The organism is Sphingomonas sp., from assembly GCF_019746015.1.
Lineage (GTDB): Bacteria > Pseudomonadota > Alphaproteobacteria > Sphingomonadales > Sphingomonadaceae > Sphingomonas.
The window spans coordinates 1-21,680 of sequence record NZ_JAIESM010000033.1 but is presented as its reverse complement, the minus strand read 5'-3'; the positions used below and the strand labels follow the sequence as shown (position 1 = coordinate 21,680).

22 protein-coding genes are annotated in these 21,680 nt (G+C 67.6%); 16 read left to right on the top strand and 6 right to left on the bottom strand.

Going from position 1 to position 21,680, the window contains the following annotated elements; translation table 11 throughout:
- The first annotated feature begins 14 nt into the window (after positions 1–14).
- From acnA to K2Y03_RS05185, 3 genes are read left to right on the top strand one after another with little or no spacing between them, the layout of a single operon-like run.
- Positions 15–2,684: an aconitate hydratase AcnA gene (gene acnA, locus K2Y03_RS05195; RefSeq protein ID WP_294088825.1), complete on the top strand. Its 2,670-nt coding sequence runs from the start codon at positions 15–17 to the stop codon at positions 2,682–2,684.
- Entirely contained in the window at positions 2,681–2,932 is a 252-nt protein-coding gene (locus K2Y03_RS05190) for a hypothetical protein (RefSeq protein WP_294088823.1), read from the top strand. Before acnA ends, K2Y03_RS05190 begins: the two co-directional genes overlap by 4 nt.
- A gap of 4 nt (positions 2,933–2,936) precedes the next feature.
- Positions 2,937–3,179 (top strand): hypothetical protein, encoded by a 243-nt coding sequence (locus tag K2Y03_RS05185; RefSeq protein ID WP_294088821.1) that lies wholly within the window; start codon positions 2,937–2,939, stop codon positions 3,177–3,179.
- A 140-nt stretch (positions 3,180–3,319) separates the two neighbouring features.
- Here the strand turns inward: K2Y03_RS05185 and K2Y03_RS05180 are convergent, their stop codons facing one another.
- Positions 3,320–4,708, bottom strand: coding sequence for an amino acid permease (locus K2Y03_RS05180; RefSeq protein ID WP_294088863.1), 1,389 nt, complete (start codon positions 4,706–4,708; stop codon positions 3,320–3,322).
- Positions 4,709–4,863: 155 nt separating this feature from the next.
- Here K2Y03_RS05180 and K2Y03_RS05175 point away from each other — a divergent pair, with 155 nt between their 5' ends.
- Entirely contained in the window at positions 4,864–6,021 is a 1,158-nt protein-coding gene (locus K2Y03_RS05175) for an acyl-CoA dehydrogenase family protein (protein WP_294088820.1), read from the top strand.
- A 186-nt stretch (positions 6,022–6,207) separates the two neighbouring features.
- On the opposite strand, the gene K2Y03_RS05170 is transcribed toward K2Y03_RS05175, so the two are convergent.
- Entirely contained in the window at positions 6,208–9,513 is a 3,306-nt protein-coding gene (locus tag K2Y03_RS05170) for a DUF3857 domain-containing protein (protein WP_294088818.1), read from the bottom strand.
- 159 nt (positions 9,514–9,672) lie between these two features.
- Here K2Y03_RS05170 and K2Y03_RS05165 point away from each other — a divergent pair, with 159 nt between their 5' ends.
- Positions 9,673–11,274, top strand: a complete 1,602-nt coding sequence (locus tag K2Y03_RS05165) for a carboxyl transferase domain-containing protein (RefSeq protein ID WP_294088816.1) — start codon at positions 9,673–9,675, stop codon at positions 11,272–11,274.
- Between the two features lie 80 nt (positions 11,275–11,354).
- Here the strand turns inward: K2Y03_RS05165 and K2Y03_RS05160 are convergent, their stop codons facing one another.
- A complete protein-coding gene (locus K2Y03_RS05160; protein WP_294088814.1) occupies positions 11,355–11,786 on the bottom strand; it encodes an endonuclease domain-containing protein in 432 nt (143 codons plus the stop codon).
- Between the two features lie 171 nt (positions 11,787–11,957).
- Between K2Y03_RS05160 and K2Y03_RS05155 the strand changes: the two genes are divergently transcribed.
- The 7 genes from K2Y03_RS05155 (at position 11,958) to K2Y03_RS05125 (ending at position 17,844) form a co-directional block, all read left to right on the top strand.
- The gene (locus tag K2Y03_RS05155; RefSeq protein WP_294088812.1) at positions 11,958–12,464 is read left to right on the top strand and encodes an aspartyl protease family protein; all 507 of its coding nucleotides are present in this window, start codon (positions 11,958–11,960) and stop codon (positions 12,462–12,464) included.
- Positions 12,465–12,577: 113 nt separating this feature from the next.
- Positions 12,578–13,003 carry a hypothetical protein gene (locus K2Y03_RS05150; protein WP_294088811.1) on the top strand — a complete coding sequence of 142 codons (426 nt, stop codon included), beginning with the start codon at positions 12,578–12,580 and terminating at the stop codon, positions 13,001–13,003.
- 36 nt (positions 13,004–13,039) lie between these two features.
- The gene (locus tag K2Y03_RS05145; protein WP_294088809.1) at positions 13,040–13,618 is read left to right on the top strand and encodes a hypothetical protein; all 579 of its coding nucleotides are present in this window, start codon (positions 13,040–13,042) and stop codon (positions 13,616–13,618) included.
- Positions 13,619–13,674: 56 nt separating this feature from the next.
- Positions 13,675–14,148: a DUF4440 domain-containing protein gene (locus K2Y03_RS05140; RefSeq protein ID WP_294088808.1), complete on the top strand. Its 474-nt coding sequence runs from the start codon at positions 13,675–13,677 to the stop codon at positions 14,146–14,148.
- Positions 14,149–14,150: 2 nt separating this feature from the next.
- Positions 14,151–15,065 (top strand): hypothetical protein, encoded by a 915-nt coding sequence (locus tag K2Y03_RS05135; protein WP_294088807.1) that lies wholly within the window; start codon positions 14,151–14,153, stop codon positions 15,063–15,065.
- Positions 15,062–16,987, top strand: a complete 1,926-nt coding sequence (locus K2Y03_RS05130; RefSeq protein ID WP_294088806.1) for an acetyl/propionyl/methylcrotonyl-CoA carboxylase subunit alpha — start codon at positions 15,062–15,064, stop codon at positions 16,985–16,987. The genes K2Y03_RS05135 and K2Y03_RS05130 overlap by 4 nt, the downstream gene beginning before the upstream one ends.
- Positions 16,988–17,067: 80 nt before the next feature.
- Complete coding sequence (locus tag K2Y03_RS05125; protein ID WP_294088805.1) at positions 17,068–17,844, top strand: SDR family oxidoreductase; 777 nt, start codon at positions 17,068–17,070, stop codon at positions 17,842–17,844.
- Here the strand turns inward: K2Y03_RS05125 and K2Y03_RS05120 are convergent.
- Entirely contained in the window at positions 17,769–18,293 is a 525-nt protein-coding gene (locus K2Y03_RS05120) for a gluconokinase (RefSeq protein ID WP_294088804.1), read from the bottom strand. The genes K2Y03_RS05125 and K2Y03_RS05120 overlap by 76 nt on opposite strands.
- Between K2Y03_RS05120 and K2Y03_RS05115 the strand changes: the two genes are divergently transcribed.
- The 4 genes from K2Y03_RS05115 (at position 18,292) to K2Y03_RS05100 (ending at position 20,800) form a co-directional block, all read left to right on the top strand.
- The gene (locus K2Y03_RS05115) at positions 18,292–18,783 is read left to right on the top strand and encodes a MaoC family dehydratase (protein ID WP_367114751.1); all 492 of its coding nucleotides are present in this window, start codon (positions 18,292–18,294) and stop codon (positions 18,781–18,783) included. The genes K2Y03_RS05120 and K2Y03_RS05115 overlap by 2 nt on opposite strands.
- Positions 18,784–18,859: 76 nt before the next feature.
- Positions 18,860–19,771: a hypothetical protein gene (locus K2Y03_RS05110; RefSeq protein WP_294088801.1), complete on the top strand. Its 912-nt coding sequence runs from the start codon at positions 18,860–18,862 to the stop codon at positions 19,769–19,771.
- 84 nt (positions 19,772–19,855) lie between these two features.
- Complete coding sequence (locus K2Y03_RS05105) at positions 19,856–20,284, top strand: hypothetical protein (RefSeq protein ID WP_294088797.1); 429 nt, start codon at positions 19,856–19,858, stop codon at positions 20,282–20,284.
- 84 nt (positions 20,285–20,368) lie between these two features.
- Entirely contained in the window at positions 20,369–20,800 is a 432-nt protein-coding gene (locus tag K2Y03_RS05100; protein WP_294088795.1) for a hypothetical protein, read from the top strand.
- A gap of 125 nt (positions 20,801–20,925) precedes the next feature.
- On the opposite strand, the gene K2Y03_RS05095 is transcribed toward K2Y03_RS05100, so the two are convergent.
- Together K2Y03_RS05095 and K2Y03_RS05090 are read right to left on the bottom strand one after the other, a co-directional pair.
- Positions 20,926–21,072, bottom strand: a complete 147-nt coding sequence (locus tag K2Y03_RS05095) for a lmo0937 family membrane protein (RefSeq protein ID WP_294088791.1) — start codon at positions 21,070–21,072, stop codon at positions 20,926–20,928.
- A gap of 86 nt (positions 21,073–21,158) precedes the next feature.
- A complete protein-coding gene (locus K2Y03_RS05090) occupies positions 21,159–21,512 on the bottom strand; it encodes an iron-sulfur cluster assembly accessory protein (RefSeq protein ID WP_294088788.1) in 354 nt (117 codons plus the stop codon).
- Positions 21,513–21,680: the final 168 nt, after the last annotated feature.

Genomic DNA, 21,680 nt, shown 5'->3' with positions numbered 1-21,680 from the left:
TGAAAGGAACCGCCATGACCGCGATCGGACAGGACAGCCTGCGCACCCGCACCACGCTCGACGCGGGCGGCAAGAGCTATGATTATTTCAGCCTGCCCAAGGCGGCCGAGCAGCTGGGCGACATTTCGCGCCTGCCCTTTTCGATGAAGGTGCTGCTGGAAAATCTGCTGCGCTTCGAAGACGGCAAGACCGTGACCACCGACGACATTCAGGCGCTGATCGACTGGCAGAACAATCCGCGCTCAGACCGCGAGATTCAGTATCGGCCGGCGCGCGTGCTGATGCAGGATTTCACCGGCGTGCCCTGCGTCGTCGATCTGGCGGCGATGCGCGACGCGATCACCCGGCTGGGCGGCGATGCGGCGAAGATCAACCCGCTGGTGCCGGTGCATCTGGTGATCGACCATAGCGTGATGGTCGACGAGTTCGGCACGCCCAAGGCGTTCGAGGACAATGTGGCGCTGGAATATGCGCGCAACAACGAACGCTATGAATTCCTGAAATGGGGGTCGAAGGCGCTCGACAATTTCAAGGTGGTGCCTCCGGGCACCGGCATCTGCCACCAGGTGAACCTGGAAAACATCGCGCAGACGGTGTGGTCGTCGGACAATGGCGGCACGACGATTGCCTATCCCGACACCTGTGTCGGCACCGACAGCCACACCACGATGATCAACGGCCTGGGCGTGCTGGGCTGGGGCGTCGGCGGGATCGAGGCGGAAGCGGCGATGCTGGGCCAGCCGGTGTCGATGCTGATCCCCGAAGTCGTCGGCTTCAAGCTGACCGGCAAGCTGAACGAGGGCATCACCGCGACCGACCTGGTGCTGACCGTCACGCAGATGCTGCGCGCCAAGGGCGTGGTCGGTCGGTTCGTGGAGTTCTACGGCCCGGGCCTGGCCAGCATGACGCTGGCCGACCGCGCGACCATTGCCAATATGGCGCCCGAATATGGCGCGACCTGCGGCTTCTTCCCGGTCGATGAAAAGACCATCGACTATCTGCGCCTGACCGGCCGCAGCGACGAGACGATCGCGCTCGTCGAGGGCTATGCCAAGGCGCAGGGGCTGTGGCGCCATGCCGACGCGCCCGACCCCGTGTTCACCGACACGCTGGAGCTGGACATGGGCAGCGTGCAGGCGTCGCTCGCCGGCCCCAAGCGGCCGCAGGACCGCGTCAGCCTGCCCGATGTCGATGAGGCGTTCAACGGCGACCTCGCCAAGACCTATGGCAAGACCGCGCCCGCGCGCGCGGCGGTTGAGGGCGCCGACCATGGCATTGGCGATGGCGATGTGGTGATCGCGGCGATCACCAGCTGCACCAACACCTCCAACCCCTCGGTGCTGGTCGCCGCCGGCCTTGTCGCGCGCAAGGCCCGCGCGCGCGGCCTCACCGCCAAGCCCTGGGTCAAGACCAGCCTGGCGCCGGGCAGCCAGGTGGTGACCGACTATCTCGACAAGACCGGGCTGACCGAGGATCTGAACGCGCTCGGCTTCAACCTGGTCGGCTATGGCTGCACCACCTGCATCGGCAATTCGGGGCCGCTCGCCGCGCCGATCAGCCAGGCGATCAACGACAACAACATCGTCGCCGCCTCCGTCCTGTCGGGCAACCGCAATTTCGAGGGGCGGGTGAGCGCGGACGTGCGCGCGAACTTCCTCGCCTCGCCGCCGCTGGTCGTGGCCTATGCCATTCGCGGCACGGTGACGACCGACATGGTCAGCACCCCCATCGGCCAGGATCAGGACGGCAAGGATGTCTATCTGAAGGACATCTGGCCGACCAATGACGAAGTGCGCGGCCTGATCGACGCCAATATCGACAATGCGATGTTCCGCGCGCGCTATGCCAATGTGTTTGCCGGCGACGCGCGCTGGCAGGCGATCGACGTGACCGGGTCCGACACCTATCGCTGGCGCGCCGGCTCCACCTACATCGCCAACCCGCCCTATTTCGAGGGGATGACGATGACGCCAGCGCCGGTTGCCGACATCATCGATGCCAAGCCGCTGGCGATCCTGGGCGATTCGATCACCACCGACCACATCAGCCCGGCCGGCAGCATCAAGGCGACGAGCCCGGCTGGCACCTATCTGCAGGAGCATCAGGTTTCGAAGGCCGACTTCAACAGCTATGGCGCGCGGCGCGGCCATCATGAAGTGATGATGCGCGGCACTTTCGCCAATATCCGCATCAAGAACGAAATGGTCCCCGGCGTCGAAGGCGGCATGACCCAGTATAAGGGCGAGACCATGCCCATCTATGACGCGGCAATGCGCCACAAGGCCGACGGCACGCCGCTGGTGGTGGTGGCCGGCAAGGAATATGGCACCGGCTCCTCGCGCGACTGGGCGGCGAAGGGCACCAATCTGCTCGGCGTGCGCGCAGTGATCGTGGAAAGCTTCGAGCGCATCCACCGCTCCAACCTGGTCGGCATGGGCGTGCTGCCGCTGCAGTTCGCCGACGGGGTGACGCGCCAGACGCTGAAGCTGGACGGCAGCGAGACCTTCACCATCGAAGGCGTCGCCGGGCTGAAGCCGCGCCAGAACGTGACGGTGAAGCTGACCCGCGCCGACGGCACGACCGAGACGTTCGAAACGCTGTGCCGCATCGATACCGTCAACGAGCTGGAATATTTCCTGAACGGCGGCATCCTGCACTATGTGCTGCGCGCCCTGGCGGCGTGACGCTGGCGATTGAAGCGGTCGGCTGGATCGGCGCAGGGCTGATCCTGCTGGCCTATCTGCTGGTATCGGCGGGCAGGCTGTCGGGCCAGTCGGCGCTGTTCCAGTGGCTGAACGTGGTCGGCGCCGCCGGCTTTGTGGTGAACAGCGGCTGGCACGGGGCGATCCCCTCCACCGTGCTCAACCTGGTGTGGATGGCGATCGGGCTGGCATCGCTGTGGCGGCTGGCACGCGCGCGGCCGGCGGGCTGAGGCGGTGCCGCTCTCCGATGTCATCGGCTGGGCCGGATCGCTGCTGGTGCTGGGCGCCTATGCGCTCACATCGGCCGGGCGGATCGACGGGCGCTCCGCCCCCTATCACGCGCTGAACGCGGCCGGGGCGGCGTGCCTGGCGGTCAACGTCATCGCGCAGCGGGCCTGGCCGGCCACCGCGCTGGAACTGCTCTGGGCGGCCATCGCGCTGGTCAGCCTGGCGCGGATTGCGCTTGGTCGTGCATGATTATTTGAGTGTTCTTCAGCTATCGCTGAAGCGGCACCAGCCCGCTCCCCCACCCCGCCTCCCACAAGATACTGCCGATGGGAGGCCGGGTGGGGGAGCGGGCTGGTGCCGTTATGGTTTCAGCAAAGCTGAAACCAACCCTAACGGGCAATCAGCGCGCGCGGGCGGGCGTAAAGCAGGTAAATCGCCAGCCCCACGCCGTTCCACACGAAGAATGACAGCTGCGTCGTGGTCGACAGGCTGGTGAACAGATAGAGGCAGCCCAGAATCGCCGCCGGCGCCACCAGCCAGGCGAGCGGCGTGCGGAACGGGCGCGGCGCATCGGGCGCCTGCCGCCGCCGCACCAGCACGCACGCGGCCACCGCGACAAAGGCGCACAAGGTGCCGGCATTGGCGAGCGCGGCAATCTCGGCGAGCGGCATCACCCCCGCCACCACCGCGACCAGCACGGCGGTGAGCGCGGTGATCCGCGCCGGCGTACCGCGCGCCGAAACGCGGGCGAGCGCGGGCGGCAGAAAACCGTCGCGCGCCATCACCAGGAAGATGCGGCTCTGGCCATAAAGAAACGCCAGCAGCACGGTGGGCAGCGCAATCGCCGCCGCCGCCGCCACGATGGTGGCCACCTTGCCCTGCCCCACGCTGCGCAGGATCAGCGCCAGCGGCTCCGCGCTCTTGGCGAACTGCGCCACCGGCAGCGCGCCGATTGCGACGGCAGCCACCACCAGATAGATGACGGTGCAGGCCAGCATCGAGCCGACAATGCCGATCGCCAGATCGCGGTCGGGGTTTTTCGCTTCCTCCGCCGCGGCCGAGATCGCATCGAACCCGTAAAAGGCGAAGAAGATGATCGCCGCTGCCCCCATCATCCCGTATTTCGCGCCGCCTGCGCCTGCGGTGCTGCCATAGCCATTGGGCGCGAAGGGCTGAAAATTGGCCGCGTCGAAATGCGGCAGCGCGACGAAGACGAACAGCGCGAGCGTGGTGATTTTTAGCACCACCAGCGCGGTGTTGATGCGCGCGCTTTCGCGGGTGCCCAGCATCAGCAGGCCGGCGACCACGCCGATGATCAGCACCGCCGGCAGGTTGATCACCCCGCCCAGCGCCGGGCCATTGGCGAGCGCCGCCGGCACCGCGATGCGCAGCCCTTTCAGAAAGCCCACCGCATAGCCCGACCAGCCCACCGCCACGGTGGAGACGACCAGCGAATATTCCAGGATCAGGCTCCACCCCACCACCCAGGCAATCACTTCACCCAGCACCGCATAGCTATAGGTATAGGCGCTGCCCGAGGCGGGAATGCTGGTCGCCATTTCGGCATAGCACAAAGCCGCGCACGCACAGATCGCGCCCGCGACGACAAAGCTTAAGAGCACAGCCGGCCCGGCGCGGTCCGCCCCCACGCCGATCAGCGTCAGGATGCCGGTGCCGACAATCGCGCCCACCCCCAGCGCCACCAGATGCGGCCAGCCCAGCGTGCGTGCCAGCGCCTGATGCGGCGCCTGGGCGGTGATGATCTTTTTGCGGAACAGGCCGGTCACGCTTTCCCCCCGTCGCCGCGCGGGTTATGGCGCGGCATATTCAATGCTTTCGGGGTCTGGCTCGTCGCGCCCCGTCGTCTTTCCGTCTAGGGGCAAGGACGGGGGGCGACAAGCGGCGAGACACCGGCCGCAACACAGGAGAGACCATGGACATCGCCCTCGACTTCGCGCTTGGCGACACCGCCGACATGATCCGCGAGACCACGCGCCGCTTCGCCAGCGAGCAGATCGCGCCGCTCGCGGTAAAAGTGGATGCGGAGGACTGGTTCCCGCGTGATGAGCTGTGGCCGGCGATGGGGGCGCTCGGCCTGCACGGCATCACCGTGCCGGAGGCTGATGGCGGGCTGGGGCTGGGCTATCTGGAACATGTCATCGCGTGCGAGGAAGTGGCGCGCGCCTCCGCGTCCATCGGCCTGTCCTATGGCGCGCATTCCAACCTGTGCATCAACCAGATCGCGCGCTGGGGCAATGCGGCGCAAAAGGCCAAATATCTGCCCGGGCTGATCTCCGGCGCGCATGTCGGCAGCCTGGCGATGTCGGAAGCCAATGCGGGCAGCGACGTGATGTCGATGAAGCTGAAGGCAGAGGCGGTGCAGGGCGGCTATGTGCTCAATGGCACCAAATTCTGGATCACCAACGCGCCCTATGCCGATACGCTCGTCGTCTATGCCAACACCTCCGGCGGCGGGCGCGGGCTGACCACTTTCCTCATTGAAAAGGACATGGAAGGCTTTGCCATCGGGCAGAAGATCGAGAAGGTCGGCATGCGCGGCTCGCCGACCGCCGAGCTGGTCTTCACCGATTGCTTCGTGGGCGAGGAGCAGGTGATGGGCCCGCAAAATGGCGGCGCGGGCGTGCTGATGTCGGGCCTGGATTTCGAGCGCGCGGTGCTCGCCGGCATCCAGCTGGGCATCATGCAGGCGTGCCTAGACGTCGTGCTGCCCTATGTGCGCGAGCGCCAGCAGTTCGGCAAACCGATCGGCCAGTTCCAGCTGATGCAGGCCAAGGTGGCCGACATGTATGTCGCGCTCAATTCGGCGCGGGCCTATGTCTATGCGGTGGCGCAAGCATGCGACGCGGGGCGGACGACCCGGTTCGACGCGGCGGGCGCGATCCTGCTCGCCAGCGAGAATGCGGTGAAGGTGGCGGGCGAAGCGATCCAGGCGCTGGGCGGCGCGGGCTATACCAAGGACTGGCCCGTGGAACGCTATTGGCGCGACGCCAAGCTGCTCGACATCGGCGCGGGGACGAACGAGATCAGGCGGATGCTGATCGGGCGGGAACTGGTGGGGGCGGGCGGCTAAGGCCCAACGGCGCCGCGCCGCGCCGCTAAACCCCTCCCGTTTGCGGGAGGGGTTTGGGGTGGGCCTGCCCCCGGACCAGGGGCTGCTTGCCCACCCCCCGGCCCCTCCCGCTTGCGGGAGGGGAGTATGTCGCTCAATGCCGCTGCCCGAGCGCGCAGCCAGTGCTGGCTGTCCCCGCCCGCGCCGTCAGGGCTTCAGGTCCATCGCCGCGAACAGCTGGGCGACCATGGGCTGCAGGCGGCGCGCGATGGCGAAATCGGCCTCGGCACCGGCCTTGTCGCCCAGCCTCAGCCGCGCCAGCCCGCGGCCGAAAAAGGTGACGGCGATGCCCGCATTGTTGAAGATCGCCCGGTCATAGCTTGCCTTTGCCCCGGCGAAATCGCCGCGCCGCAGCTGGACCAGGCCCAGGCTGTCCAGAATGGCCGGCCGGGGCAGCCGGGCGATGGCCGCCATGCACTGCTCCTGCGCCTTGTCCAGCTCCACGCCAAACTCCGCCCGCGCATAACAAGCCGCGTTCAGGTCGTCGGGCGACGGGCGCGGCTTGGCCACAGGTTCATCGACCAGCTTCAGCAGCGGCGCGGTGTCACCGCCGGCGGCCTGAAACGCGGCCCGCGTATGGCGCACGCCCGGCACCTGCTCCGGCGGCACCGCCTCGATCGCGGCGGCATAGGCGGCATCGATCTTCGCCCGCCATGCCGGATCGCGCGCCAGCGGCCGCAGCACATGGAGCGGCGGGGTATAGCCCGGCGCTTCGCGGATATAGCCGAGCAGGTTCTCGCCCTGCGCGTTCAGGTCGTCGCCGAACAGATTGTCGATCGCCAGCCAATAGGCAAGCTGGGTGGGGCCGATGGCAATCGACTCCGCCACCAGCTTGCGCGCCTCGTCGCGGCGGCCCATCGCCAGCAGCACTTGCGCCTTGCGCGCCAGATACCAGGCCGTGCCCGGATGGTCGGCCAGCTGCTGTTCCACCTCGCGCAGCGCGGCCTGCCGGTCGCCATGCGCGATCATCAGGTCCAGACGCCGGCCGGCCGCCTCCTCGTCGCCAGGCTTCAGCTTCAGCGCGGTGTCGAGGTCGTTGATCGCGCCTTCGTACCGTCCGGCGGCGGCGCGGGCACGGGCGCGGTCCATGACGATGTCATAATCACCCGGATTGCGCAGCACCCTGCGGTCGAACAGGATCAGCGCGTCGATGTCGCGGCCCGCACGCTGCAGCAGCTGGGCCCGCTCGCGCAGCACCGCGTCATTGTCTTCATCAAGCGCGATTGCCGCGTCCAGCGCATCGCCGGCCGCGTCGAACCGCTCATCGGCTTCGAGCACCTCGGCCCGCAGGCGCAGCCGCTCGGCCGTGCGCTGCTGGGCGAGCCGGGTATCGACCAGCGCGAGCGCGGCGGCCATCTCGCCCGCCTCCATCTTGGCGCGCACCTGCGTCGCCAGCGCATTTTCGTCCTGCAAACCGGACGCGGTGCCGCGTTCCGGCACGCTGCGCCGCTCGACCTCCCGGGTGACGACAACCACCGGCGCCGCCTTGGCCTGCGCCGCTTTGGCCTGCGGCGCCTTGATCTGCAGCAGCTGTTCGAACAGTCCGTCGGTCAGCTTGTCGGCGGCGCGCGCATCGGCATAGGCGATTTCGCTGGCCTGGCTGCGGGTGGCGGCGGTGAAGTCGAACCGCCCGTCCTTCAGTGTGGCGGTGCGGGTGTAGCGGACGCCGCCGATCACCCGGTCGACATTGTCGCCCTCGATCGTGAATCCCTTGCCCTGGTCGGGCAGCAGGATGGTCTGCTGCACCACATCGTAACGCGCGCCGACCTGAACCGGGGCGGCATTTTCGGTGCCGGGGTTGCGCTTGGGCGCGATGTTCATGCCCAGCCGCGACTTGTTGGCTTCGTAAAGCCGGCCGGCGCCGCCTTCGGCACCGGTCCACTCCATCTTGCCCGAACCGGTAAAGCCCAGCCGCACATGGCCGGTGGCCGGATCGGTCTGGAACGACACGCTGTCGATGGTCACCCAGTCGTGACGTTCGCTCCACAGCTTGCGCAGCGCCGTCTCGCGGTCGGCGCTGGTCATCGATTCGAACCCGGTGCCGAAAATCTGTGCCAGCTCGCCGCGAAACACGACCGTGCCGGTCGCCTTGGCCGGCTTGTCCAGCCCGGCGCGGGCATCCAGATCGAGCCGCCATTCGCTGTTGGGCTCGGCCGGCGCGGTGGCCGGCAACGGCACCAGCCGGGCGGGCGCGGCATCGGCGGCATCAAGCGGCAGCGCCCATTTGAAATCGGGCACCGCCAGCTGCCCGATCGACCGGTCGCCGAGCCGGGTGCCGTCGAGCCAATAGGTCTTGTCGCCCAGCCGCACCCGCACGATGACATGGTCGAACCGGCCCGGCATGGCGAGCGAGGCATCGACCCCGTCGCTGTGCTTGGTGGAAACCAGCGCCGGCACCGCATCGATCCCCAGCCCACGCAGCAGCGCGACGAGCAGCGCGGTCTTGCCCTTGCAGTCGCCCCGGCGTGCCGCCCACACCGCATCGGCCGCTTCGGGCAGATAGCCGCCCAGCCCGTCGATCTGCGCGAAATAGCGTACCTGGCGCTGCACCAGCGTCAGCGCTTCGCTGGCGCGCACCACCGGATCGGCGGAAAGGGCCGCGATCCGGTCGATCTCCGCGCGCAAGGGGGAGCCGGGCGCGGCGACCGCCGCCTTTTGGTAGAGCGGCGCCATGTTGCCGCGCACCGCGCTCCAGTCGGCAAATTCGCTCAGTTCGACATGGCCGCGCAACGCATAGCGGCCGGGGGAGTCAGCGGGCACCTCCGGCACCTTGAAATCCACCTGATCGACGACCAGCGCGGTAATGTCCCCCTCGCGCGTCCGCGCGGGCTTGGGCATCGCCTCGCCGAACCGGGTCAGCACCTGGCGCGCGGTGGGCCAGCTGAGCCGCAGGAACAGCCGCTCGGCCGCCACGCCCGGCGCAAAGCCCAGCTGCTCCTCCGCCCGGCCAGCCAGCAGCGGATTGGCCTGGTCGACCGTGTAGCTGAACTCCAGCGTGTCCCCCAGCCGCAGGTCGGGCACCGAGAACACCGCGGTCAGCCGCCCGTCGAGCTGGAAGGAGGACAGCCCCTCCTCGCGACGCAGCACCTGAATGCCCTTGCCATCCTTCAGCACGTCGAGCCTTGTGCCCGCGCGGATGATGGTGACCTGGTGCATCGTCACCTTGCCGAAGCTGGGCTGCCACTGCACGGTCAGGTTGCCCAGCGGCTGCAGCGCGGCCGGCGCCAGCACCTTCACCACGGTGTGGCGGAAACTGTGCAGGCCCTGCGCATCGGTGCGGACCTGGATGTCGGCCAGCCGCAGCTGAAAGGCGCCATCGGCCGGCCGCTCCGCCCCCGGCGCCACCGGCACCACCCAGGCCGGCGCCGGCCCGGTACCCACCGTTTCCGGCGCCTGCGCCCGCGCGACAGTCCCCAGCCCCGCGATCACCGCGAACAGCACCAGCCAACGCATTGCGCCCCGCCCCCATGCGAATAGTTTCGAAATCCAAATCTCTACTGACGAAGCCGTTAAATACAATGGCAAATGCCAATATTCGCGCCGGTGCCGCGCTTCCCAAGCCTGCGCCATGCCGCTAGGCAGGCAGGCGACATAGACCAGGAGAGCAAGGGCATGAGCGCGGCAGTGCTCGACAGCAGGATCAACCCCGACGCCGATGATTTCCGGGCGCGCGATGCCCATAACCGCGCGCTGCGCGACGCGCTGTGGCGCCGGGTGGCGGAGGCGGCGCTGGGCGGCAACGAGAAATCGCGCGAGCGCCATGTCGCGCGCGGCAAGCTGCTCCCGCGCGAGCGGGTCGAGCGGCTGCTCGATCCGGGCGCGCCCTTTCTCGAAATCGGCCAGCTTGCCGCGAACGGCATGTATGAAGGCGATGTCCATGGCGCCTCGCTGATCGCGGGCATCGGCCGGGTTTCCGGCCGGCAGGTGATGATCGTCGCCAACGACGCCACCGTCAAAGGTGGCACCTATTATCCGATGACGGTGAAGAAGCATCTGCGCGCGCAGGAAATCGCGCTCGAGAACCGGCTGCCCTGCATCTATCTGGTCGATTCGGGCGGCGCCAACCTGCCCCACCAGGCAGAGGTGTTCCCCGACCGCGACCATTTCGGCCGCATCTTCTTCAACCAGGCGACGATGTCGGCGCGCGGCATCACCCAGATTGCCTGTGTGATGGGCAGCTGCACCGCCGGTGGCGCCTATGTGCCGGCGATGTCCGACGAGACGGTGATCGTGCGCGACCAGGGCACCATCTTCCTGGCCGGGCCGCCGCTGGTGAAGGCGGCGACGGGCGAGGAAATCAGCGCGGAGGATCTGGGCGGCGGCGATCTGCACGCGCGCAAATCGGGCGTGGTCGATCATCTGGCCGAGAATGACGAGCATGCGCTGACCATCGTGCGCGACATTGTCAGCCATCTCGGCCCATTAAATGGGGACAGTCCCCATTTAATGAAGGAGCCGCGCCCCCCCCGATATGACGCCGAAGAGCTTTACGGCATCATCCCCGAAGACGTCCGCGCCCCCTATGACGTGCGCGAGGTGATCGCCCGGCTGGTCGATGCGTCCGAATTCCACGAGTTCAAGGCGCTCTATGGCACCACTCTGGTGTGCGGCTTTGCCCATATCTGGGGCATGCCGGTCGCGATCCTGGCCAATAACGGCGTGCTGTTCAGCGAAAGCGCGGTGAAGGGCGCGCATTTCATCCAGCTGGCGCAGCAGCGCCGCGTGCCGCTGCTGTTCCTGCAGAATATCTCGGGCTTCATGGTCGGCGGGAAATATGAGGCCGAAGGAATCGCCAAGCACGGCGCCAAGCTGGTGACGGCTGTCGCCACCGCCACCGTGCCCAAGATCACCGTGCTGATCGGCGGCAGCTTTGGCGCGGGCAATTATGGCATGTGCGGCCGCGCCTATAGCCCCCGCTTCCTGTTCACCTGGCCCAATGCGCGGATCAGCGTGATGGGCGGCGAACAGGCGGCGTCGGTGCTCGCGACCGTCCACCGCGACGCCACGAGCTGGACGACCGACGAGGCCGAAGCCTTCAAGGCGCCGATCCGCCAGAAATATGAAGACGAAGGCAACCCCTATTACGCCACCGCCCGGCTGTGGGACGACGGCGTGATCGACCCCGCGCAGACGCGCGACGTGCTGGGGCTGGCGCTGGCCGCGACGCTGGCGGCGCCAGTGGAGGAGCGCGGGTTCGGGGTGTTCCGGATGTGAGGGGGCTTCGCACCCACCCCTCCGTCAGCGCTGCGCGCTGCCACCTCCCCGAGACAAGCTCGGGGAGGAGTTGGTAGCCCTCATTCCTCCCCGAGCTTGTCTCGGGGAGGGGGACCGCCCGGCGCAGCCGGGTGGTGGAGGGGCAGGCGCGCGCAAGCCTGCGCAACGATGCCGCGTACGACCGCATCCAAATCCCTCAGCACATCCGCCGCTGCAAGGCGCAACGTCGCAATCCCGCGGTCGGCAAACCACGCATCCCGAACCGCGTCGCGCGCGGGCCGGTCACTCCGCGAATGCGCCTCGCCATCGACTTCGATCGCCAGCCGCGCGTCGCTGCAATAGAAATCCAGCGTGTACGCGCCGGACGGGTGCTGGCGGCGGAACTTCAGCCCGCCCGGCCGGTCGCGCAGCGCCTGCCACAGCAATATTTCCGGCAGGGTCATCGCCCGACGCAGCCGGCGCGATTGCCGAACCGCTCCGGCCGCTGCCCTTGGCGCGGTGTTCTTCAACATGGCTCGACCCCTCCACCATCCTTCGCATGGTCCCCCTCCCCGAGACAAGCTCGGGGCGGAACAGCCCCGCCGGCACGCTTGACAATCCTCGACCCGCACCAGTATCGACTACTACTGTAGTCAATGGAGTGGCCGACCGTGCGTTCCGCCAAGCTTTGCTTTCTGATGCTGATGCTGGTTCCCGCAAGCACCGTGGCGGCGGCCGCGCCCGCGCCAACATCGGTTCGCGCCTTTCTTGAAGGCCAGGGCTATCACACCTTCAAGCTCACCAAGCTGCCCACCGGCCATGAAACCATCGAGGTGACGATCAACGGCGTCTCCGGCATTTTCGTGGTGGATTCGGGCGCGGGCGGCACGGTGGTCCACCGCGCGCGGCTGGCAAAGTTCGGCATCGAACAGGCAAGTGGCGAAGGGCAGGGCGCCGGCGCGGGCGGCAACATTGCCATCACCAGCCACCCGGTCAAAAGCCTGTTGCTGAACGGTCAGCCGGTTCCGCTCGACACGGTGCGCGCGACCGATCTGGACAGCGTGGCGAACCGGCTGCAAGCCGCGACCGGCGTCGTCATCGACGGCGTTGTCGGCCAGGACGTGCTGAGCGCCTATGCCGGCATCATCAACATCGGCGCGAGCGAACTCTACCTGAAGCTGCCCGCCCCCGGCACCAAAAAGCCGGGGTGAGGCGGCCGGCATGGGGCGCCGCACGCCCGTGCCCAGCGTTGCGCGCCGCCGCCCGGATTGAGCCCCCCGCCCCCGTTGGCAGCGCGTGACCAAACGCGCTAAGGGCGCAACCCATGATGATGAACGCCATTGCGCACGAGGTGATGACCAATGACGGCTGGGCCCGCCTCGCCATCGCGCTGATGCTGTGTTTCGTCGCGATCAGCGCGCACCAGACCTGGCGCCATGTGCTGGGCGGGGTGCGCGATTTTTCGGCGCGGATGACGGCGCGGGCCAAGCTGTGCCTTGATCGTTCGGGCTTTATCGGCGCGGTGCTGGCGCGGCATACGGTGCTGGTCACGCTCAACATCCTCGCGCTCAACCTGTCGCTCGATCTGCTCGCGGTGGTGAAGGCGCTGAGCGGCGGCGCGATGGTCGCGCCGGTGCTGGAGGGGACATTGGCGCTGGTGATGGGATCGTGCATCCTCACCATCGCGGTGATTGCGGTCATCACCTTCCGCCTGTGCAACGAAGTGGTGCGGCAGGCGGAACGGGGATAAGACAGGATCGCCCCCCCGGCCCATGCGGAGTGCCCGATGCCCCTTCTCCTCCCCCTGCTGCTGCACGCCGCCCCGGTCGCGCTGGCCGGCGCGGGCGCGCGCGATCAGGCCGCTTTCGCACCCGGCCCCGCACCGCAGGCGCTCAGGCCCGGCGTCAGGCGTTGCGACTATGGCGACGACGCCTGCATCGACCGCCTGATCGCGCACCCCCCGCTGCTGACGCCTGCCCGCCTGCCGCGCGGCGCGCGGATCGGCCGCTGCCTGCTCGAAATCGACGGCAAGCGCCTGATCGACGGCAAATGCGGCTACATGATCAGCAAGGGCGGTGATTTTCACATCTTCGGCCCGCACCAGGTGTTCGACGGCATCGACTATCCCGAGGCCGGCGGCATGGCGAACATGATCTCGACCGATTGGTGGGCAGATGTCTTCCGACGGGATGGCCGATGGGCAGGCTATAGCAACAGCGAGGACGGGATCCGCGCCGTGCATGGGCAAGAAAGCCGTTGGGGTGCGCTCAGGCGAAAAGGCGCGTGCTACCTCAGCGACGGCGGCAAACGGATGCCGGAGGGCCCGATCGCCCAATATGTTCGGGTCTGCCTCTGGAAACGTTGACGAACCCGGCGGATGTTGCGCTCCTGCGATCCGATCAACCGACAAGGACAAGCCCGATGCCCCTTCTCCTTCCCCTGCTCGCGCAGATCACCCCCGTCCAGCCGCTGCCCAAAAAGACCGGCCAGCCGCCCGCCCCGCAGGTGGAGGCGGAAGCGGTGATGGCCCCCGTCAACGCGCTGTTCGCGGCGATTGCCGCGCGCAATGGCGAGCAGATGCGCGCCCTCGCCCGCGAGGATGGCAACATCTTCATCGCGGTTGAAAATGCCGACGGCACGCGCAAGCTGGTCCGCCGCCCGTTCAGCGAGTTCTTCGCGATGAAGCCGGGGCCGGAAAAATATGAAGAGCGGCTGTACGACCCCGCCATCGAGATTGACGGCGATGTCGCGCTGGTGTGGGGCCGCTACAACTTCTACATCGATGGCAAGCTGCACCATTGCGGCTATGACCATTTCGACCTGGTGCGCGAGGGCGGGCAGTGGAAAGTCGCCAACATCACCTATTCCAGCCGCACGACCGGGTGCGAGGGGTGAACGTGCGCGCGCGGCGGGCGGCCTGGGCGCTGGCCGGCGCGCTGATGCTGGCCGCGGCGCCAGCCACGGCACAGGGGCTGGAGGCACGCACGCTGCCGGTGGCGGGTACCACGCGCAGCTATATGCTTTACGTCAGCCCGGCGTGCCGGCTGCCCCGCGCGCGCTGCCCGCTGGTGCTGGGCTTTCATGGCGGCGGGCTGCGCGCCGTGTCCGGCCGGCAACTGGCGCAGAGCGGCGATTTCGTTGCCGCCGCCGCGCGCCGCGACGTGGTGATGGCGTTTCCCGATGCGATCGCCTCCAACTGGAATGACGGGCGGCCGGGCATTGGCGGCGGGGTGGACGATGTCGGCTTCGTCCGCGCGCTGATTGCGGCGATCCAGGCCGAGCTGCCGGGGGTGGACCGCGCGCGCACCTATGCCACCGGCATGTCGAACGGCGGGCATTTGAGCTTTCGGCTGGCGTGCGAGATGGCCGGCAGCATCACCGCCATCGCGCCGGTTGCGGCCACGCTCAGCGTCGCGCTCAGCCAGCGTTGCGCGCCGGTCCAGCCGGTGCCGGTGCTCAACATTCTGGGCGAGCAGGACCGCGTCTCGCCCTATGGCGGGGGCGAGATCATGGGCGGGCGCGGCATGGTGCTGTCGGCCGCGCAGACTTTGGCCTTTTGGGGCCGCGCCAATCGCTGCACCGGCGCGGTGAGCGAAACCCGCGCCGGCCCCGTCACCACGCGGCGCTACTCCCGTTGCGCCGGCGGCGTGGAGGTGCGGCAGATCAGCCTTGCCGATGGCGGCCATAGCTGGCCCGGCCACCCGGGCGCGCGCTTCCTGGCGCGGCTGGTTGGCCCCACCAGCATGAGCATTGACGCGACCGCCACCATTTTCGATTTTTTCGGCATCGCTGAACGCAAGGGAAGACCGTGATCAAATCGCTGCTCATCGCCAATCGCGGGGAAATCGCCTGCCGCATCATCCGCACCGCGCGCGCGATGGGGGTGCGCACGGTCGCGGTCTATTCCGATGCCGATGCCAAGGCGCTGCACGTGCGCCAGGCGGATGAGGCGGTGCATATCGGCGCATCGCCGGCGCGCGAAAGCTACTTGCAAGGCGAGAAGATCATCGCCGCCGCCAGGGCGACGGGCGCGGAGGCGATCCACCCCGGCTATGGCTTCCTGTCCGAAAATGCCGATTTCGCACAGGCGGTGATCGATGCCGGGCTGATCTGGGTCGGCCCCCGGCCGGACAGCATCCGCGCGATGGGGCTGAAGGACGCGGCCAAGGAACGCATGATCGCCGCCGGCGTGCCGGTGACGCCGGGCTATCTGGGCGAGGACCAGTCGCCCGACCGGCTACGCGCCGAGGCCGACGCCATCGGCTATCCCGTGCTGATCAAGGCGGTGGCGGGCGGCGGCGGCAAGGGCATGCGCCGGGTGGAAGCGGCCGGCGATTTCGCCGATGCGCTGGCCAGCTGCAAGCGCGAGGCGGCGTCATCCTTCGGCGATGACCGGGTGCTGATCGAGAAATACATCCTCAGCCCCCGCCACATCGAAGTGCAGGTGTTCGGCGACACGCACGGCAACATCGTCCACCTGTTCGAGCGCGATTGCTCGCTCCAGCGCCGCCACCAGAAAGTGATCGAGGAAGCCCCCGCGCCGGGCATGGATGCGGCCACGCGCGAGGCAATTTGCGGCGCAGCAATTCGCGCAGCAAAAGCGGTCGATTATGTCGGCGCGGGCACGATCGAGTTCATCGCCGATGCGAGCGAGGGCCTGCGCGCCGACCGCATCTGGTTCATGGAAATGAACACGCGGCTGCAGGTGGAACACCCGGTGACCGAGGAAATCACCGGCGTCGATCTGGTCGAATGGCAGCTGCGCGTGGCGAGCGGGGAGCCGCTCCCGAAGCGGCAGGACGAGCTGGAGATTAACGGCTGGGCGATGGAAGCGCGGCTTTATGCGGAGGACCCGGCGAAGGGGTTTTTGCCGAGCGTTGGGCGGTTGACGCATCTTCAATTCGGATTAGCCCGCCGTATCGATACCGGCGTCGAGCAAGGCGCCGAAGTTTCACCATTTTACGATCCGATGATCGCCAAGGTGGTCTCATATGGTTTTGATCGCGAAGAAGCGATCGACAACCTTGTCCAAGCCTTAAACGGCATCGAAGTGTGGCCGATAAAGACCAACGCCGCATTCCTTCGACGCGCGGCAAATCACGATGAATTTCGGGCGGGCAATATCGATACGGCTTTCATTGCTAGGCACGAAAGTCAGGTGATCATAGCCGAACAAGCGTCCGATAATGAATGGCAGGCTGCGGCGCGGCTCGCGCTTGCAGATTACTGGCAAGACGCCGCGCCACTGCCGCAAGGCTTCAGGCTCAATGCTGCAGCGGCAATGCATGTCACTCTAGTATGCGGTGGAGAGTCCCGAACCGTCCGCAACGGCGCCGACGCAAAGCTGATGACGTCTGACTATGGCTATCCAATGGTTCTTGCTGGCGATGTGACCGAGTCGGAGGCGTTTTCCACGTTCGTTGATGACGTTCATATCGTCACCTTTTCCGGGGGGAGAGCCACCGAGTTCGTGCGATCAGCGCGAGGCACCGCCGTCGGCACAGCCGCCGATGGCGCAATCCTCTCCCCCATGCCGGGGCGCGTCACGGCGGTCGATGTCGCGGCGGGGGATAGCGTCACCAAGGGCCAGCGGCTGCTGACGCTGGAGGCGATGAAGATGGAGCATGCGCTGACCGCCCCGTTCGACGGCGTGGTGGCCGAGCTGAACGCCACCCCCGGCGCGCAGGTGGCGGTGGAGGCGCTGCTGGTGCGGGTGGTGGCGGCAGGACAGTAGCAACCTTGTGTCCCCGCGAAGGCGGGGACCCAGTCTGGGCTCCCGCCTGCGCGGGAGCACATCACGCGGGAGGATAACCCATGGCCTTCGATTTCACGGGCAAGAACGTCATCGTCTTCGGCGGCACGTCGGGCATCAACCTGGGCATCGCCAAGTCCTTCGCGCGGGCCGGCGCGAACCTCGCGGTTGCGAGCCGCAAGCAGGACAAGGTCGACGCCGCCGTCGCCGCGCTGCACGGCGACAAACCCGCGCTCGGCTATGCGCTCGACGTGCGCGATTTCGATGCGGTGAAGGCCGCGATCGAGCATTTCCGCGCCGAGCGGGGCACGATCGACGTGCTCGTCTCGGGCGCGGCCGGCAATTTCCCGGTGCCCGCCGCTGCGCTTTCCCCCAATGGTTTTAAGTCGGTGATGGAGATCGACGCGCTCGGCACCTTCCACGTCATGCGCGCGGCGTACGAACATCTCACCAAGCCGGGCGCCAGCGTCATCAACATCTCCGCCCCGCAGGCGTGGATCCCGATGGCGCTGCAGGTGCATGTCTGTGCGGCGAAGGCCGGCGTCGACATGATCACCAGGACGCTCGCCATCGAATGGGGGCGCGAGGGCGTGCGCGTGAACAGCGTGTCGCCCGGGCCCATCGACGGGACCGAGGGGATGGACCGCTTGGCCCCCACCCCCGAAGCCAAAGCGGCGTCGGCGCGCGCCGTCCCGCTGGGGCGGCTGGGCACGGTGGATGACGTGGCGGACGTGTGCCTGTTCCTCGCCAGCGACTATGCGCGCTATGTGTCGGGCGTGGTGCTGCCCGCCGATGGCGGCTGGACGGCGGGGCGCGGGTTTGGCGCGCTGGGCGGCTGAACGATTTCGACGGCTTCGTCCGCGCCCGGCCATTCGAGCGTGGCGAGCTGGCTTTCGAGCAGCGCGGGCGGCATGAAGTGATTGCGTGTCGCAACCCGGCGGCGCAGTTCCTCCAGCGGCACATCGAGCAGCACGAAGCGCACCGGCGCCGTGATCGCCGCACGCAGCCGGTCGCGATAGGCACGCCGCAGGGCTGAACAGGTGGCGACCACTGGCCCATCCGCCAGCGCCGCATTCACCGCCGTCGCAATCCGGTCCAGCCACGGCCAGCGATCATCATCGCTCAGCGGCTGGCCGGCGCGCATCTTGGCGATGTTGGCGGCGCCGTGCAGGTCGTCCCCCTCGATGAAACGCGCGCCACCGCGCTGGGCGAGCGCCGCGCCATAGGTCGATTTGCCGCAACCGCTGACCCCCATGATGATCGTGACAGGGGGCAGCCGCTGGTCCATGAGGCGAGCATTGACGCGCTGGCGACAGGAGACAATCGTGCCCGGCAAATTTTATGACGAATGGCAGGTCGGCGAGCGGATCGAGCACCCGCTGCGCCGCACCGTGACCGAGACCGACAATCTGCTCTGGTCGACGATGACGCATAATCCGCAGCCGCTGCACCTGGACGCCCAAGCCGCCGCCGCCAGCGAATTCGGCCGCATCCTCGTCAACGGCACCTTCACCTTCAGCCTGATGGTGGGCATCACCGTGGCCGAGACGACGATGGGCACGCTGGTCGCCAATCTGGGATACGACAAGCTGGTGATGCCCAAGCCCGTGTTCATCGGCGACACGCTGCACGCGACCAGCGAAGTGACCGAACTGCGCGAGAGCAGGTCGCGCCCCGATGCGGGCCTCGTCACCTGGCGCCACCAGATGTGGAACCAGCGCGGCGAGATGGTGTGCGAATGCCTGCGCACCGCATTGCTCCGGCGAGCGCGTGCATGAAGATGCGATTCTGTTGACGCAACACCATATTAGAGCCACGATTTTTCTCGGCTTGATCATGCTGTGGTTGATGATGATGCGCAGACTGAACCTGTCGGCCCTTTGCATTGCGCTGTCGGCCAGTGCGTCTGTGCACGCGCAGAATGCGGTCGCCACGCCGCAGGCTGACATCGTCGTCACCGGGGAACGCCTGTCGCGGGAGGAAGCCCGTCAGCAGGCCGCTGCCTATGTGCGCCATGTCGGCGTGACTGCCAGCCAGCAAGGCGTTGCCCGCTGGATCGACCCGGTCTGCCCGAAAGTGCGCGGCATCGACGACAAGCTCGCCCATTATGTCGAGGGGCGGATACGGCGCATCGCATCCGCTGCGGGAGCACCGCTGGCCAAGGATCGGTGCGAGCCCAATCTGATCGTCAGCTTTGTTGCAGACGCCAGCGCCGCCGCCCAGTTCGTCGTCCGCCGCCAGCCGGGCCAGCTGGCCGAAGTGCAGGCACAGGATCGCCATGCCCTGCTGAACGGCGATGCGCCGGTGCGCTGGTGGTACTCAACCGAAATCAGGGGCAAGGATGGCGATCGGCTGTCCGGCGCGCCGCCGGTATTTGCCTCCATTCAGGGCGGGGTGCCGGGCCAATCGCTGCCGTCCAATGGCGACACCACCTATCTGTCGCAATACTCCAACGGCATCATCAGCACGCAAACGGCGCGGGCAATCATCGCGGCAACGGTGGTTGTCGATGTCAACCGCGCCGCAGGGGTCAGGCTGGAATCGATCGCGGAATATGCAGCATTTGTTTCGTTGGCCGAGATTCGTCCGACCAGGGACGTGCAGCGCAGCTCGATCCTGGCGCTGTTCAGCGGCGCCGACAAGGCCCGGCAGCTGACCGACCTGGACAGCCGCTTTCTGCAGGCACTCTATCAATTGCCGCTCGATCGCTATTCGCGCCAGCAGCGCGGCCTGCTGATCGCGGCCCTTGCGCCCCCCGACCGTTAGGTTGGTGCGTTGCCGCGCATGGCTTGCCGCTTGTCGTAGCGATCGCTACACTGCTTGCCGAATGAGACCGGCAAGGGTGCAAGAATGAACGGATTTTGGCGGAACTGGCTGAACGCTGTGTGCAGCGTGGTCGTGCTGTTCGGGCTGGTGATGGCGGGTGCCGCGCTGCCGGCGACGGAATGGCCCGCCCGGCTGCTGCTGGAATGGCAGAATGGCGGACCGTTGGCGATCGATCGCGCGGCGCGCATCGCCTTTGGCGTGCTGGGCGGGGTGATGTGCGGCTGGGGCGTCACGCTGTTCGCCGCGTTTCAGGCGGCCGAGAGAATTGCCGGCGATGCGCGGGGCATCTGGCGCTGGCTGCTGGCCAGCATTTTGTTCTGGTTCGCGGTCGATTCAACGCTGTCGGTGGCGACGGGCTTCGCGCTGAACGCCGTCATGAATGTGGGATTTCTGGTCGCGCTGGCGCTGCCGCTGTTCGCAACCGGCGTGCTGAACGGGCGTCCCGCAAAGTAACCGCGCGGCGAGCCAGCTGATTTTGCTGTAGCGTTCGCTACGCGACGTGGCTATCCTCCTCCGCAATCAGGGAGGAGCGTGATGATGAGCGGTTTCTGGCGCAACTGGCTGTCGCTGTGGTGCGTGGGCGTGATTGTGTTCGGCGTGGTGCTGCTGCTCGGCGGGCTGTCCGCCACCTCGGCGCTGACGGTCGCGCTGCTCGATCAGCTGAACGGCGACGCGCCGCTTGAGGTGACGCCGCCGCTCTATTTCGCCAACGGGGTGCTGGGCGGCGTCTCCATCGGCTGGGGCGTGGCGACTTTGGGCGCGGTGCGCGTTGCCGCCGATCTGGGCGCCCAGGGCACGCGGCTGTGGCGCTGGCTGACGGCCGGGGTGCTCAGCTGGTTCGTGACCGATTCGACGCTGTCGGTCGCCACCGGCTTCGGGCTGAACGTGGTGCCCAATATGGTGCTGCTGATCACCTTCTTCGTGCCGCTGTTCGCCACCGGCGTGCTGAGCGGGCGACCGGCGAAGTAACCGCGCGGCGCCCCCTTCCCGCCCGTCACCCCGGCCTCGTGCCGGGGTCCACCGGCGCGCCGGGCCAGAACGCCGGTGGATGCCGGAACAGGTCCGGCATGACGATGGAGAGTACGTCTGGCCGTTCACACTGCGCGCCGCCCGGTGATGATCCGAAACACGACCACGACGACCGCAATCACCAATAACAAGTGGATCAGGCTGCCGGCGATGTGAAACGAAAATCCCAGCAGCCAAAGCAGGATCAACAGCCCAACGAGGGTCCAGAGCATCGCTTCATCCTAAACCGGCCACCAAGATCGGGGACTCTATTCAGGATAACTGCTCGGCGCGGTGAATCGTTCCACCAGCGGCGTGTTCAAACCGTAAAGCTTTCCCCGCAGCCGCAGCTGCCCTTGGCATTGGGGTTGTTGAACACGAAGCCGGCGGCGAAATCATCCTCCACCCAGTCCATCGTCGAGCCGACCAGATAGAGCACCGATCCGGCATCGACGAACAAAGTGCCGCCGGGCGTGTCGATCCGCTCGTCGAGCGGCTGGGCGGCGGTGACATAATCGACCGAATAAGCCAGCCCCGAACAGCCGCGGCGCGGCGTGGAGAGCTTCACGCCCATCGCCCCTTCGGGCGCGCGCGCCATCAGCGCGGCAATGCGCGCCTCCGCACCGGGGGTGAGGGTGAGCGCGGCGGGGCGCTGGCGGGTGGTGGTGGTCATCGCGTCGTTCTCCCCCCTCCCGCACGCGGGAGGGGTTGGGGGTGGGCCGTTCTGTGCTGGGGCGGGCTGGCCCGGTCTGGCCCACCCCCGGCCCCTCCCGCAAGCGGGAGGGGAGACTTGTCGTAACCCCTCCCCCGAAGCGGAGGGGCAAACAGCTACAGCATCCCC